Below are 13,167 nucleotides of genomic sequence, written 5' to 3'. Positions count from 1 at the left end.
CTGTGTCTGCCATCACCCTGCCCCGCAGCAGGCCGTGGTGGTTTTTCCCTGTCCGTAACCAGGAATCGACGATGACCCGAGGCAAGCGCATCTACGTGCTGGATACCAACGTGCTGATGCACGATCCCACCGCGCTGTTCAAATTCGAGGAGCACGACGTCTACCTGCCCATGCAGGTGATCGAAGAGCTGGACAACGGCAAGAAGGGCACCTCCGAGGCGAGCCGCAACGCCCGCCAGGTGAGCCGCTTCCTCAACGAGCTGGTGCAGGAATCGGGCCTGGACAACCTGGCCGACGGCATTCCGCTGCAGCGCCCCAATGGGCTGCAGCTGCGCGGCAAGCAGAGCGCCGGCAAGCTGCGCTTCCAGACCAGCCATTTCGATGCAGGCAAGAGCTTCGGCCAGGTCATTCCGGACAACGCCATCCTCGGCGCGATCCTGGCCCTGAAGGAAGAAACCCCGGACCTGCCGGTGGTGTTCGTCTCCAAGGACATCAACCTGCGGATCAAGGCCGCCATCGCCGGCATCGTGTCCGAGGACTACGAGAACGACCGTGCGCTGGACGATTTCAGCCTGCTCTACACCGGCGCCACCGAACTGCCGGAAGACTTCTGGAAGCGCCACGGCGACGACCTGCGCAGCTGGAGCGACAAGGGCCGTACCCATTACGAAATCCAGGCGCAGGACGGCGAGGAGTGGTATCCGAACCAGTATGTCTACCTGCCGGGCGAGGATGAAGTCGAGCTGCGCGTCAGCCGCGTGGTCGGCGACGGCAAGGTGGTGCTGTCGCTGGTCGATGATTTCCGCCACGGCAGCCACGCCGTGTGGGGCATCAGCGCACGCAACCGCGAGCAGAACTTCGCCCTCAACGCACTGATGGACCCGGAGATCGACTTCGTCACGCTGCTGGGTACCGCCGGCACCGGCAAGACCCTGCTGGCGCTGGCCGCCGGCCTGGCGCAGACGATGGACCAGCAGCGCTATCGCGAGATCATCATGACCCGCGCCACGGTCAGCGTCGGCGAAGACATCGGCTTCCTGCCCGGTACCGAGGAAGAGAAGATGACGCCGTGGATGGGCGCGTTGACCGACAACCTGGAAGTGCTCACGCACAACCAGGAAGGCGGCACCTGGGGCCGCCAGGCCACCAACGACCTGCTGGCCAGCCGCATCAAGATCCGCTCGATGAACTTCATGCGCGGCCGCACCTTCCTGTCACGCTACCTGATCCTGGACGAGGCGCAGAACCTCACCCCGAAGCAGATGAAGACGCTGATCACCCGTGCCGGCCCCGGTACCAAGATCGTCTGCCTGGGCAACGTCGAGCAGATCGACACGCCGTACCTGACCGAAACCACCTCGGGCCTGACCTACGCGGTGGATCGCTTCAAGAACTGGCCGCACAGCGCGCACATCACGCTGCGCCGTGGCGAGCGTTCGCGCCTGGCCGATTACGCTTCGGAGGTGTTGTGAACCGCTGCACCCGCCTGCTGCTGCCCACGGCGGCGATCGCCCTCGCCGCCGTCCTGGGTGCCTGCACCACCACGCGCGGCCCGGCCAGCGTGCCGACTGCCGCGCGCACCGGCCAGTCCTGGGTGGTCACTCGCCCGATCATCGCCGCGCAGGTGCTCGATACCTGCTCGCGGCCCAGCCCGGGCCGCGAGCCCGGGCGGGTCAGCGGCTACTGGGCACCCAGCCGCCAGCAGGTCGACCAGCTGGAAGCGAAGCTGTCGTCGCTGGAGGCCCAGGTGCCGAAGGTGCTGGACTTCGACCGCCAGTACGTCGGCATCGAAAGCGCTGGCAAGCGGTTGATCTACATCAACGCCTTCCATCTGCCCGACGACAGCGGCATCAACCCGGCGCGGGAAGCGATCCGCGTCTGCGACGGCGGCGCGCAGTTCTGGGGCGCGGTGTTCGACCCGGCCAGCAACACCTTCAGCGAGCTGCAGTTCAACGGCGGCCTCGGCGGGCCCTGAGGGGCCCCGCCGATGGGAATCCGCCTGCCCACCTGGGTCTGGATCGGCGCGGTCGCGCTCTCGTGCGTGGCCGGCATGGTCAACGTGGTCGGCTTCCTCGGCTTCGAGCACCAGGCGGTCAGCCACATGACCGGCAGCACCAGCCAGCTCGGCATGGCGCTGGCGCAGGGCGACTGGCGCGCGGTCGGCCATCTGTGGGGGCTGCTGATCGCGTTCTCGCTGGGCGCGATGCTCAGCGGCCTGCTGATCCAGGACAGTACCCTGCAACTGGGCCGACGCTACGGCGTGGCGCTGGCGCTGGAGTCAGCGCTGCTGCTGGTGGCCATTCCGCTGTTCGAACGCCACCAGATCTGGGTTGCACTGGCCGCCGCGATGGCCTGCGGACTGCAGAACGCGATGGCCACGACCTTCAGCGGCGCGGTGGTGCGCACCACCCATCTCAGCGGCATGTTCACCGACCTCGGCATCGGCCTGGGCCACCTGCTGCGTGGCCTGCCGCTGCAGGTGCGGCGACTGACCCTCAGCGGCCTGATCATCAGCGGTTTCCTCGGCGGCGGCATCCTCGGCGCCTGGCTGTTCATGCGCTGGCAGTACCACGCCCTGCTCGCCCCCGCCCTGCTGACCGGCCTGACCGGGCTGGGTTATGTGCTGTACCAGCAGTGGGCGCGTTGGCGGCACTGAGGGCCGCGCTCTGGGGGTCAGGTCCCTTTTCCTGCGAAAAAGGGCTCTGACCCCTTCTACCAAGGCATCCACGCATGGCGCGGATCTACTTTCCCCAGCTGGACCACGGCACAATCGCTGGATGAGCCCGACCACGCCCGTTTCCGCCCTGACCATCGCCGGTTCCGACTCCGGCGGCGGCGCGGGCATCCAGGCCGACCTGAAGACCTTCGCTGCCCATCGCGTGCACGGTCTTTCCGCGATCGCCGCGCTGACCGCGCAGAACACCCGCGGCGTCATCGCCGTGCATGTGCCACCGGTCGGTTTCCTGCGCGCGCAGCTGGAGGCCTGCTTCGACGACTTCGACATCCACGCGGTGAAGCTGGGCATGCTGGCCAACGCCGAAGTGATCCACACCGTCGCCGATGCACTGGAGCAGCATCGACCGCCGCACGTGGTGCTGGACCCGGTGATGGTCGCCACCAGCGGCGCACGCCTGCTGGAAGACAATGCCCTGCAGGCGATGCGCGAACGCCTGATTCCCTTGGCCACGCTGGTGACCCCGAACATACCGGAGGCGGAACTGCTGGTGGGCCGGAAGATCAGCAATGGCGATGATGCCGAACGGGCGGCCTCCGACCTGCTCGACCTCGGTGCCGGTGCCGTACTGCTCAAGGGCGGACACCTGCTGGAAGGCCATCGTGTGATCGACCGTTACTTCGACGGCGTCAGCAGCGAAGAATTCATCCACGCCCGCCTGCCGCTGGATGCACATGGCACCGGCTGCACACTGGCCTCGGCCATCGCCGCGCAGCTGTGCAACGGCCTGAGCCTGACCAACGCCTGCGAAGCCGGCATCGACTATGTTGCGCGCGGCCTGCAGCAGGGCCATGCCCCCGGCCGCAGCGAGGTCCTGGTCCTCGATCACTTCGGCGCGGCGCCGCACGCATGAACCTGGCGCCGCGCAACCTCGCCGTGCAGTGCGACGACGGCCACCGCTACGAGGTGATTGCCTGCGTGCCTGCGCAGCCGCTCGCGCGCCTGCTGTGGCTGCCGGCGCTAGGCGTGGCTGCACGCCATTACCTGCCGCTGGCATTGGCGCTGGCAGCCAGGGGCGTGGCGGTATACCTGCATGAGTGGCGCGGCAATGGCAGCAGTTCGCTGCGCCCATCGCGCACGCAGGACTGGGGATACCGCGAAGTACTTGAACAGGATCTGCCGGGCAGCCAGGCGATCCTGGCCGCCGCCGATCACGAGGGCGGCGCCCTGCCCTGGATCATCGGCGGCCACAGCCTCGGCGGTCAGCTGGCCTGCGTGCACGCCGGGCGCAATCCGAAGCACTTCCACCGGCTGTGGCTGGCGGCCAGCGGCTCGCCGTTCTGGCGCGGTTTTCCGCCACCACGCGGCTGGCTGCTGCCGCTGGTCTACCGCTTCCTGCCGTGGATCGCACAGCGCCAGGGCGTGCTGCACGGGCGCCGACTTGGCTTTGGTGGCACCGAAGCACGCGGACTGATCGCCGACTGGGCGCGCGTGGGCCTGAACAACCATTACGCCGCGGTCGGCATGGATGAGGATCTCGATGCGCAGATGGCGCGCGTGCACGGCAGCGCGCAGGCGGTGTTGATGGAACACGACTGGCTGGCGCCGACCGGATCGATGCAGGCGTTGCTGGCGAAGCTGCCGAACGTGGACGCACAACTGTGCGTGCTGTCGGCGCAGGAGCTGGGCACGCGCGCCGATCATTTCGCGTGGCTGAAAGCCCCGGACGCTGTGGCTGACCGCTTTTTCATTCAGTTGGATGAAAATTTTCACAAAACTGTTGACGGTCCGCGCCGACATCCGCATAATTCCGCTCCTGTCGCAGGGCGCCCGTAGCTCAGTTGGATAGAGTACCTGGCTACGAACCAGGCGGTCGGGAGTTCGAATCTCTCCGGGCGCACCACTCGACAGGTTTTCAGCATCCGCCGCTGGAAATGCTTTAAAATTTGATTGTGTACCGCGCGCCCGTAGCTCAGTTGGATAGAGTACCTGGCTACGAACCAGGCGGTCGGGAGTTCGAATCTCTCCGGGCGCACCATACACAGTCAACACAACAAGTTTATGTAATTGGCGCCCGTAGCTCAGTTGGATAGAGTACCTGGCTACGAACCAGGCGGTCGGGAGTTCGAATCTCTCCGGGCGCACCATTACACCGAAACAGCAGGCCTCGGCCTGCTGTTTTTTTATGTGTGTTCTTCGGCAGGGCTGCGCCCTGCACCCCTGGTAGTGCCGGCCGCTGGCCGGCAACCTCAACAGCAAAAGCTGGCATTCCGTGGGTTGGCAGGGCGGCATGGACAGGCAGGACACGCCGTAAACCCATCCATGGGGGCTCGATGGCGGCATCCATGCCGCCAACGGTCCTGCCTGTCCATGCCGCCCCACCTCTGACAGATTTCCGCGATCTGATGGATCCACGCCATGCGTGGATGAATCTCCATCGGAATCGAATATTTCGAATCGAGATCGAAAAGCATCCACGCATGGCGTGGATCTACCGTGCCGACCAAGGTCGACACCTACCCGAGCAGTACGCCGTTCCGACAGATCGCGGAAAACTGTCGAAGGCGGGGTGGGTCCGGTTGCGGGAGTGTCCGCGGCATGGGCCCGAGGCATGCCTCGGGCGGGTTGGGCAGGACGCCCAACCCCGGTCTTGCCGTGTGCGCAGGAAAGCGCACACGAGCAAGCCGCGGCCAAGCCCCCAGGGGTGAGGGCGCTTTGCTTGCGAAGCACTGCTTCGCAAGCGCCCGAACGCACAGCCGCCAGCGGCTGGGCCGGTCTGGGGGTTTACGGCGTCTCCCGCACCCGGCCCCACCCCGCCATCCCTCAGGAAACCAGCTTCTGCTGTTGCTGTTGCTTCGAATGTTGCCGGCCAGCGGCCGGCACTACGGCGGGTGCAGGGCGCAGCCCCTGCCAACCCCCTACCCCCTGGCCATCGCCTGCCACCACTCCGACAGCAGCGCCGGCCTGCGCAGGCGCTCCCGCCACCAGCGCAGGGCAGCGCCCTCCTCACCGGTGCGCCAGGCCAGCCAGAACGTCTCCTCCGGCTTGTGTTCCTCCACTTCACGGATCACCAACTGGCCGCGCGCCACTGCGGCGCGTGCACAGGGCTCGGGCAGGAAACCGAAGCCCACGCCTTCGCACTGCAGCTTCAGCTTGCTGGCCATGTCCGGCACCGTCAGCATCTCCTGCCCCATCAACAGTCCAACGGTGCGCGGCAGCAACCTGCGCGCGGAATCGGAAACGGCGATCGCACAGTGCTCGGCCAGCTGTTCGCGACCGAGCACGCCGGGCACCGCGGCCAAGGGATGCTCGGGTGCGACGGCGAACACGAACGCCACCGTGCCCAGGGGTTCCACCACGTAACCGCCGCCACTGGGTCCCTCGCCCGGCGCGCCGACCAGCAGGTCGGCACGCCGGTCCAGCAGGGCCTCCCAGGTGCCGGACAGCGCCTCGCCGATCAGTCGCAACCGGGTCGGCGCCTCGGCCTGTCGAAATGCGGCGATATCCGGGCCGAGCAGCCAGGTCGGGAACACCGAATCCACCGCCAGGGTAAGCTCGGTCTCCCAGCCCGACGCCACCCGGCGCACCCGCAGCTCCAGCTCGCGGGCCGCACGCAGCAGGTGCCGGCCTTCGTCCAGCAGCGCGCGGCCGGCCTCGGTCGGCTCGGCGCGCGGGCCAACGCGGTCGAACAGCTGGACACCCAGGTCTTCCTCCAGCTTGGCCACGGTATAGGAGATGGTCGAAGGCACCTTGTGCAACGCCTTGCCGGCACCGGCAAACGATCCGCGGCGGTCGATGGCATCCAGTATCTGCAGGGCATCGAGGCTGAGCTTGAGCATTCGAATTTTTCGATGATGGCTGTCAAAACTATCCGTTTTTCAAACCCGGGGCGCAAGCGGATACTTCTCTCCAACGGGGAAACACGCAGGCTTTCGGCCCACCCCGCCCCATCGAAACCATCGAACAAGGAGATTCCATCATGCTGCAGATCCGCAAGAGCGCTACCCGTGGCCTGGCCGAGCATGGCTGGCTGTCGTCGCGCCATACCTTCTCCTTCGCGAACTACTACGACCCCCGCTACGTCAGCTTCGGCCCGCTGCGTGTCATCAACGAAGACAAGGTGATCGGCGGCCAGGGCTTCGGTACCCACGGTCACAGCAACATGGAGATCATTTCCTACGTGCTGGGCGGTGCGCTGGAACACAAGGACTCGATGGGCACCGGCTCGGTGCTGCGCTACGGCGACGTGCAGCGCATGAGCGCCGGCAGCGGTGTCACCCACAGCGAGTTCAACCACTCGGCCGACGAGACGGTGCACTTCCTGCAGATCTGGATCTTCCCGGACAGCGAGAACATCACCCCGTCGTACGAGGAGACCCACTTCCCGCCGGATAGCAAGCGTGGACAACTGCGACTGATCGCTTCGCCGGACGGTGCCGACGGTTCGCTGCGCATCCACCAGGATGCCCGCATCTTCGCCACCATCCTCGATGGCGGCCAGAAGCTGCACCATGCGCTCGGCAACGGGCGTGGCGCCTATGTGCAGGTGGCGCGTGGCCAGCTGCAGGTCAACGGCATCACCCTGGAAGCCGGTGATGCGCTGCAGGTCAGCGACGAAGCCCAGCTGACCCTGGAAAACGGCAACGACGCCGAAGTGCTGGTGTTCGACCTGCCACTGTAACCACAACGCCCGCGGTGCCCCCGAGCATCGCGGGCGCTTTCGTGCTGCGCCGGCGCTCGCTTGGCGCTGTGCAGAAGCAGCCTCAGCCAGCGATGGCAGCGCTGGCTTCCAGGATCAGCGCGGTCACTTCCTTCGGCTGCGAGGCCAGCGAGGCATGGCTGGCATCCAGCTCGAGCAGGCGCCTGGGCTGCATCCGCGTGGCCATCGCCTTCTGGTTCTGCGGTGCGATCATGCGGTCCTGGCGGGACAGCTGGTACCAGCTGGGCTTGTGCTTCCAGGCCGGATTGCTGACCGCATCGCCGAACGTGCTGGCCAGCGGCGCCTTCTGAGTCACCGCCATCACCCGGCCTTCGTCGTCATTCAGGTCCTGGCAGAAGCTCTCGTGGAACCTGTCTGCACGCAGCCACAGATAGCCATCGCTGTCCGGCGCCAGGTTCTGTGCCGCCTCCGGCAGGTGTTGCTGGGTGATGCCACCCGGGCTCTCGCCGGCATCAGGCGCGAAGGCCGCGATGTAGACCAATCCCTTGACGTTGTCCTCGTTGCCGGCCTGGCTGATCACCGCGCCACCATAGGAGTGGCCGACCAGCAGCACCGGTCCATCGACCTGCCGGATCATCTTCTGCGTGCGCCCCGCGTCGTCGGCCAGCGAGGTAAGCGGCAGTTCCACCGCCTGCACGCGGTCGTGGCCGTTGCGATGCAGTTCCAGGATCACTTTGGCCCAGTGTGCCGCCCCGCCCCAGAATCCATGGACGAGGAGGATGGTCGGTGTCGTGCTCATGTACAGGTCTCCGGCAGCGGCCGGCGGGATGCCGGCCGTGCGGCAACTGTGCGTGCGCGAGGTTAATCACCAGTGACGCTGCCGGCCCACTGCAATCGTATGCGTCGCCGGATGTCACCCATGGCACTTGCCGAGGCCATATGAAAACGTTTTCATTGAGACTCCCTGGAGCTTCGCACCGCGCATGACGCCTTCATCCCCACGTGCCCAGCAGCACGCCACCCGCGCCGCCTTCTTCATTCCCGGATTCGCCACCGCTGCCTGGGCGCCGATGGTGCCCTATGCCAAGGCCAAGGCCGGGCTGAGCGATGCCAGCCTGGGCGCGGTGCTGCTCTGCCTCGGCCTGGGCTCGTTGCTGGCAATGCCGCTGGCCGGTGCGCTGACCGGGCGACTGGGCTGCCGGCGCCTGCTGGTGGCCAGCTGCGCAGCGGTGCTGCTGGCACTGCCATTGCTGGCACTGGCGCCCTCGCCGCTTGCGCTGGGCGCCGCACTGTTCCTGTTCGGCGCCGGTGTGGGCGCGATGGACTGCACGGTGAACATGCAGGCCGTGGCGGTCGAGCGCGATGCAGGGCGCGCGATGATGTCCGGTTTCCACGCCTTCTACAGCATCGGCGGATTCGTCGGCGCCGGGTGCATGACCGGCCTGCTGATCCTGGGCACGCCGCTGTGGCTGGCCGCGCTGCTTTCGGTGGCGGCGCTGTTGCTGGTCGCGGTGCTGTCGGCGCCGCACTGGCGTCCGCAACGCATCCTGCACGAAGGCCCCCTGCTGGCGCTGCCGCACGGCGTGGTGCTGTTCATCGGCGTGCTGGCCTTCGTGGTGTTCCTTGCCGAGGGCTCGATGCTGGACTGGAGCGCGGTGTTCCTGGCCGAGGTACGCCAGGTGCCGCGCGATCAGGCCGGCGCTGGCTTCGCACTGTTCACCCTGGCGATGACGGCGATGCGCCTGTTCGGCGACGGCATCGTCGAACGCCTTGGCCGGACCCGCACGATGGTCTTCGGCGGCATCACGGCGGCGGCGGGGTTCACGCTGGCGACGCTGGTCCCGTCGTACGCGGTGGCGCTGGGGGGCTACGTGCTGGTCGGCCTGGGCTGTGCCAACATCGTGCCGGCCCTGTTCTCGATGGCGGGCCAGCAGCGGGTGATGCCGGAGAGCATTGCCATCACCGCAGTCACCACACTGGGTTACGCCGGCATCCTCGCCGGCCCGGCGGCAATCGGTGCCCTGGCACATGCGACCAGCCTGGGCTTCGCCTTCCTGTGCGTAGCAGCACTCCTGCTCGGCGTAGCCGCCTCCGCGCGTTCCCTGGCACACCGACTGCCCTGACAGAAAAAGGGGACGGAGGGGATTAAGTCGTTTGCAGCACACCTGTGGCAGATGCGACTTAATCCCCTCCGTCCCCTTTTTTCAGCTTCGCGTCAGCCACTCGGCCTGGGCCGGCAGCTGTGGGGCCGGGCAGGCACTGTGCGGAGGGTGCGCGTCGCGCGCCATCCAGTCATCGACCACTCCGGCCAGCAGGTCCAGCCGCAGCGGCAGGGTGATGTGGTCCTCGCCGCGCATCTCGATGTAGTGCGCGCGCGGGTTGGCCTGGGCGAGCGCGCGGCCCTGGCTGACCGGAATGTGCTGGTCGCCCTGTCCATGCAGCAGCAGCACGCAGGCGCGGGTATCGGCCAGCGCACGCGCGACGTCCACGCGGTCCAGATCGACGTCGATGCGGCGGCTGGCCGCAGCAATCACCTGGTTGATGTCCTGACCGCCATAGCGCCAGCGCGCGTACGACGCCATCGCCTGCGCTTTCAGTCCGTCCGGCTGCAACCCCATCAGGTGCGGGATCATCGTGCGGATCGCCACGCCGGCATTGGCGAATGACTCCATCGCCACCACGCCGGCCACCTGGTCGCCGAGCTTGTCGGCGGTGAACACGGCCGTGGCGGCGCCGTAGGACACGCCGAACAGGTACAGCGGCCCGATCACTTCGCCGCGCCTACGCAGCGCGCCGATCACATCGACGACGTCATCCGATTCGTAGGTGCCATAGCCGGACGGTCCCGCACCGGACTGGCCGTGGTTGCGCAGGTCGAGGGTGACCACGCGATAGCCGGATTCCGCCAGCTGCAGCGACCATGGGAGCATCGAATCGCCGTTCATCATCCACCCGTGCAGCAGCACTACGGTGCCACGCGGCGCCTGCGCGCGGAAGGGCTTCGGCACGGCCAGGCTCAGCCCGGTATCCAATGGCAGGCCGTTCTCGTGGCGCTGCGGCAGGTAGTGGTAGCGCGCGCCGTAATCGCCGGGATCGAACACGCGCCAGAAGATCGGCACGCCATCGCGGCCCGCTGCGAATCCGTGGCGGTTGGGCAATGCGGCGATGGCCGCAGCGATGCGCGGGCGATCAAGCAGGGTCGAGACACCACCTGGCGCAATCAGCCGATCGGCGAGCGAGGTGGACGAGGCATTGATCGAGGAGGAGCATGCAGCCAGCCACAGGCCGGCGCACGCCAGCAACAGCAGCAGCAGGCGCTTCATGGCACGTCATAGGGGGGAATCCGACAGACTCGGACAGTAACGCCCCAATACGCCCCCGATCTATCGCACGCGGATGACGGCTTGATGACAGCGCAGCAATGATTCAGCTTCGCGCGCAAGCTGTACACGTTCAGTCATTGATCGGAATCAATGAGCGCGCGCACGTGCTTGCCCAGAGTGCACCCATGCGCACCTCGATCAAGCTTGCCCTCGCTCTGGCCGCGACATTGGCCGCCGCCTATGGCATCGCCCGCAGCATGCCGCACTGGTTCGCACCGCGGCAGACCGCGCAGGTCGACATCCACGATCCGGCGCTGATCGCGCAGGGGCGGTATCTGTCGCGCGCCGCCGACTGCGCGGCGTGCCACACCGCGCCGGGGGGCAGGCCGTTCGCCGGTGGCCTCGGCATGCAGACGCCGATGGGCACGATCTACTCGACCAACATCACCCCCGATCCGGATACCGGCATCGGTGCCTACGACTACGCCGACTTCGAGCGTGCGGTTCGCCGCGGCGTCCGCCACGACGGCCAGCCGCTGTATCCGGCGATGCCGTACGCCTCATACGTGATCGCCCGCGATACCGAAATCGAGGCGCTCTATGCCTATTTCATGGCCGAGGTGCAGCCCGTGAGCCAGGACAACGCCGCCAGCACGATTCCGTGGCCGGCCAACATGCGCTGGCCGCTGGCCTGGTGGCAGCTGTTCTTCGCACGCCCGCGCAGCTTCAGCCCGGATCCGGCGCTGGATGCCGGCCAGCAGCGTGGTGCCGAACTGGTGGAAGGCCTGGCCCATTGCGGCGCCTGCCACACGCCACGCGGCCTGGCCTTCCAGGAAAAGGCAATGGCCGATGATGGCAGCCGCCAGTTCCTGTCCGGTTCGGTGCTGGAAGGCTGGTACGCGAAGAACCTGCGTAACGAATCGACCGGCCTGGCCAGCTGGAGCGAGGGCGAGATCGTCGAGTTCCTGCGCACCGGCCGCACTGATCGCGCTGCGGCTTTCGGTGGCATGGCCGACGTAGTCGAGCACAGCACGCAGTATCTGTCCGATGCCGACCTGCTGGCGATGGCACGCTACCTCAAGCAGCTGCCGGCGCGTGAGGGACGCAGTGCGCAGTGGTCGCCCGGTACCGACACCACCACCGCCGCGCTGCGCAGTGGCGACTACCGTGCTGCCGGTTCGCTGGCCTACGCCGAGCACTGCCAGGCCTGCCACCGCGCCGATGGTCGCGGCATGCCCCGCGTCTATCCGGCGCTGGCTGGCAACTCGATCGTGTTCGCCGATGATCCCAGCTCGCTGGTGCAGGTGACCCTGACCGGCGGACGCACGCCGCGCACCCCGCACGATCGCATGGCCTTCAGCATGCCGGGCTTCGAGCACCTGCCGAACGCGCAGTTGGCGCAGATCCTGACCTTCATCCGCAGCAGCTGGGGCAACCACGCCAGCGCTGTGAGCGAGGTCGACGTGGCGCGCATGCGCCGGGTGGTGCGCGACAAGCCGGTGCACTACGTTCCGCAGGAGGCCGCACAATGAAGCGTTCGCGCACGCGTTCCCGCCTGCTGGCCGGCACTGCGATCACCCTGGTGATGCTGGCCGGCGCCGGTACCCTCGCCTACCGTCATCTGTATCCGGACCTGGATGCTGCCGTGGCCGCCACGATCGATATCCTCGATGCGCAAGGCAGGCGGGTCGGCCACTACGCCGCGCCCAGCGCCGACGAGATTGCCGGCCTGGACAATGCCGGATCGGTGATGCTCGGCCGGCGCATCCTCAACGAGACCGCGCGGCTGCTGCCGGACAACGTCGGCAACGATCTGAACTGCAACTCGTGCCACATGGCCGAGGGCAAGCGGCCTTTCGGTAATCACTACTTCAATACCGGCGGCGGCGCCTATCCGCGCTACATGCCGCGCCCGGGCAAGGTGATCGGGCTGGCCGAGCGCATCAACGGCTGCCTGCAGCGTTCGATGAACGGCAAGCCGCTGCCGAAGGACGCGCCGCAGATGCGCGCGATGCTCGACTACATGGCGTGGCTGAGCAGCACGGTGCCAGAGGGTGCAACGGTGGCCGCGCCCAGCGAGGGCCCCATCGACAGCACGCTGACCCAGGACCCGATCCGTGGCCAGGCGCTGTACGCCGTGCAGTGCGCCGCCTGCCATGGCGACAACGGCGAAGGACGGCGCGACGCCAGCGGTGACATCGCCTTCCCGCCACTATGGGGCGACCACAGCTTCAACATCGGCGCCGGCATGGCGCGCCTGTACAAGGCCGCCGGCTTCATCAAGCACAACATGCCACCGGCGGTGACCCGCGAGCCGCCACTGGGCCAGCAGGTGATGCCCGACCAGGATGCGGTGGACATCGCCGGCTATTTCATCAACCAGCCGCGGCCGGACTTCGCCAACAAGGGCAAGGATTGGCCACGCGACCCGAAACCCAAGGATGCGCGGTACTGAAGCAGGCCACAGGTGCCGGCCGTCGCACAACACGATTCCTGCATCGTCACGTCAT

Annotated in this window: 12 protein-coding genes and 3 tRNA genes; 12 read left to right on the top strand and 3 right to left on the bottom strand. The window is 67.2% G+C overall.

The window, feature by feature from the left end:
* The first annotated feature begins 71 nt into the window (after nt 1–71).
* The 8 genes from NSQ78_RS08575 to NSQ78_RS08540 all read left to right on the top strand — a co-directional run bounded on the left by NSQ78_RS08575 (nt 72) and on the right by NSQ78_RS08540 (nt 4,821).
* Nucleotides 72–1,472, top strand: coding sequence for a PhoH family protein (locus NSQ78_RS08575; protein WP_049466347.1), 1,401 nt, complete (start codon nt 72–74; stop codon nt 1,470–1,472).
* The gene (locus tag NSQ78_RS08570) at nt 1,469–1,975 is read left to right on the top strand and encodes a hypothetical protein (protein ID WP_049466349.1); all 507 of its coding nucleotides are present in this window, start codon (nt 1,469–1,471) and stop codon (nt 1,973–1,975) included. The genes NSQ78_RS08575 and NSQ78_RS08570 overlap by 4 nt, the downstream gene beginning before the upstream one ends.
* Before the next feature lie 12 nt (nt 1,976–1,987).
* Entirely contained in the window at nt 1,988–2,656 is a 669-nt protein-coding gene (locus tag NSQ78_RS08565; RefSeq protein ID WP_339208376.1) for a YoaK family protein, read from the top strand.
* Between the two features lie 121 nt (nt 2,657–2,777).
* Nucleotides 2,778–3,587 carry a bifunctional hydroxymethylpyrimidine kinase/phosphomethylpyrimidine kinase gene (gene thiD / locus NSQ78_RS08560; RefSeq protein WP_064238150.1) on the top strand — a complete coding sequence of 270 codons (810 nt, stop codon included), beginning with the start codon at nt 2,778–2,780 and terminating at the stop codon, nt 3,585–3,587.
* Nucleotides 3,584–4,510, top strand: coding sequence for an alpha/beta fold hydrolase (locus NSQ78_RS08555; RefSeq protein ID WP_049466355.1), 927 nt, complete (start codon nt 3,584–3,586; stop codon nt 4,508–4,510). The genes thiD and NSQ78_RS08555 overlap by 4 nt, the downstream gene beginning before the upstream one ends.
* A tRNA-Arg gene (locus tag NSQ78_RS08550) sits at nt 4,501–4,577 on the top strand. Before NSQ78_RS08555 ends, NSQ78_RS08550 begins: the two co-directional genes overlap by 10 nt.
* A gap of 58 nt (nt 4,578–4,635) precedes the next feature.
* Nucleotides 4,636–4,712: transfer RNA gene (locus tag NSQ78_RS08545), tRNA-Arg, on the top strand.
* A 32-nt stretch (nt 4,713–4,744) separates the two neighbouring features.
* A tRNA-Arg gene (locus tag NSQ78_RS08540) sits at nt 4,745–4,821 on the top strand.
* Nucleotides 4,822–5,592: 771 nt separating this feature from the next.
* Here NSQ78_RS08540 and NSQ78_RS08535 read toward each other — a convergent pair.
* Nucleotides 5,593–6,513: a LysR family transcriptional regulator gene (locus NSQ78_RS08535; protein ID WP_064238149.1), complete on the bottom strand. Its 921-nt coding sequence runs from the start codon at nt 6,511–6,513 to the stop codon at nt 5,593–5,595.
* 140 nt (nt 6,514–6,653) lie between these two features.
* Here NSQ78_RS08535 and NSQ78_RS08530 point away from each other — a divergent pair, with 140 nt between their 5' ends.
* On the top strand, nt 6,654–7,355 hold the full coding sequence (locus NSQ78_RS08530) for a pirin family protein (RefSeq protein ID WP_049464791.1): 702 nt from the start codon (nt 6,654–6,656) through the stop codon (nt 7,353–7,355).
* Between the two features lie 82 nt (nt 7,356–7,437).
* On the opposite strand, the gene NSQ78_RS08525 is transcribed toward NSQ78_RS08530, so the two are convergent.
* The gene (locus NSQ78_RS08525; RefSeq protein ID WP_064238146.1) at nt 7,438–8,133 is read right to left on the bottom strand and encodes an alpha/beta hydrolase; all 696 of its coding nucleotides are present in this window, start codon (nt 8,131–8,133) and stop codon (nt 7,438–7,440) included.
* A 184-nt stretch (nt 8,134–8,317) separates the two neighbouring features.
* Between NSQ78_RS08525 and NSQ78_RS08520 the strand changes: the two genes are divergently transcribed.
* The gene (locus tag NSQ78_RS08520) at nt 8,318–9,457 is read left to right on the top strand and encodes an MFS transporter (protein WP_064238144.1); all 1,140 of its coding nucleotides are present in this window, start codon (nt 8,318–8,320) and stop codon (nt 9,455–9,457) included.
* 81 nt (nt 9,458–9,538) lie between these two features.
* Here the strand turns inward: NSQ78_RS08520 and NSQ78_RS08515 are convergent, their stop codons facing one another.
* Entirely contained in the window at nt 9,539–10,657 is a 1,119-nt protein-coding gene (locus tag NSQ78_RS08515) for an alpha/beta fold hydrolase (RefSeq protein WP_064238141.1), read from the bottom strand.
* Between the two features lie 185 nt (nt 10,658–10,842).
* Between NSQ78_RS08515 and NSQ78_RS08510 the strand changes: the two genes are divergently transcribed.
* Entirely contained in the window at nt 10,843–12,189 is a 1,347-nt protein-coding gene (locus NSQ78_RS08510; protein WP_064238138.1) for a cytochrome c, read from the top strand.
* Entirely contained in the window at nt 12,186–13,112 is a 927-nt protein-coding gene (locus tag NSQ78_RS08505) for a c-type cytochrome (RefSeq protein ID WP_064238136.1), read from the top strand. Before NSQ78_RS08510 ends, NSQ78_RS08505 begins: the two co-directional genes overlap by 4 nt.
* Nucleotides 13,113–13,167 lie beyond the last annotated feature (55 nt).

It is taken from the genome of Stenotrophomonas sp. FSL W7-1447, assembly GCF_037966425.1.
In the GTDB taxonomy this organism is placed as follows: Bacteria; Pseudomonadota; Gammaproteobacteria; order Xanthomonadales; family Xanthomonadaceae; genus Stenotrophomonas; species Stenotrophomonas pavanii.
The sequence above is the reverse complement of the archived record's forward strand: the minus strand, read 5'-3'. Positions and strand labels throughout refer to the sequence as shown.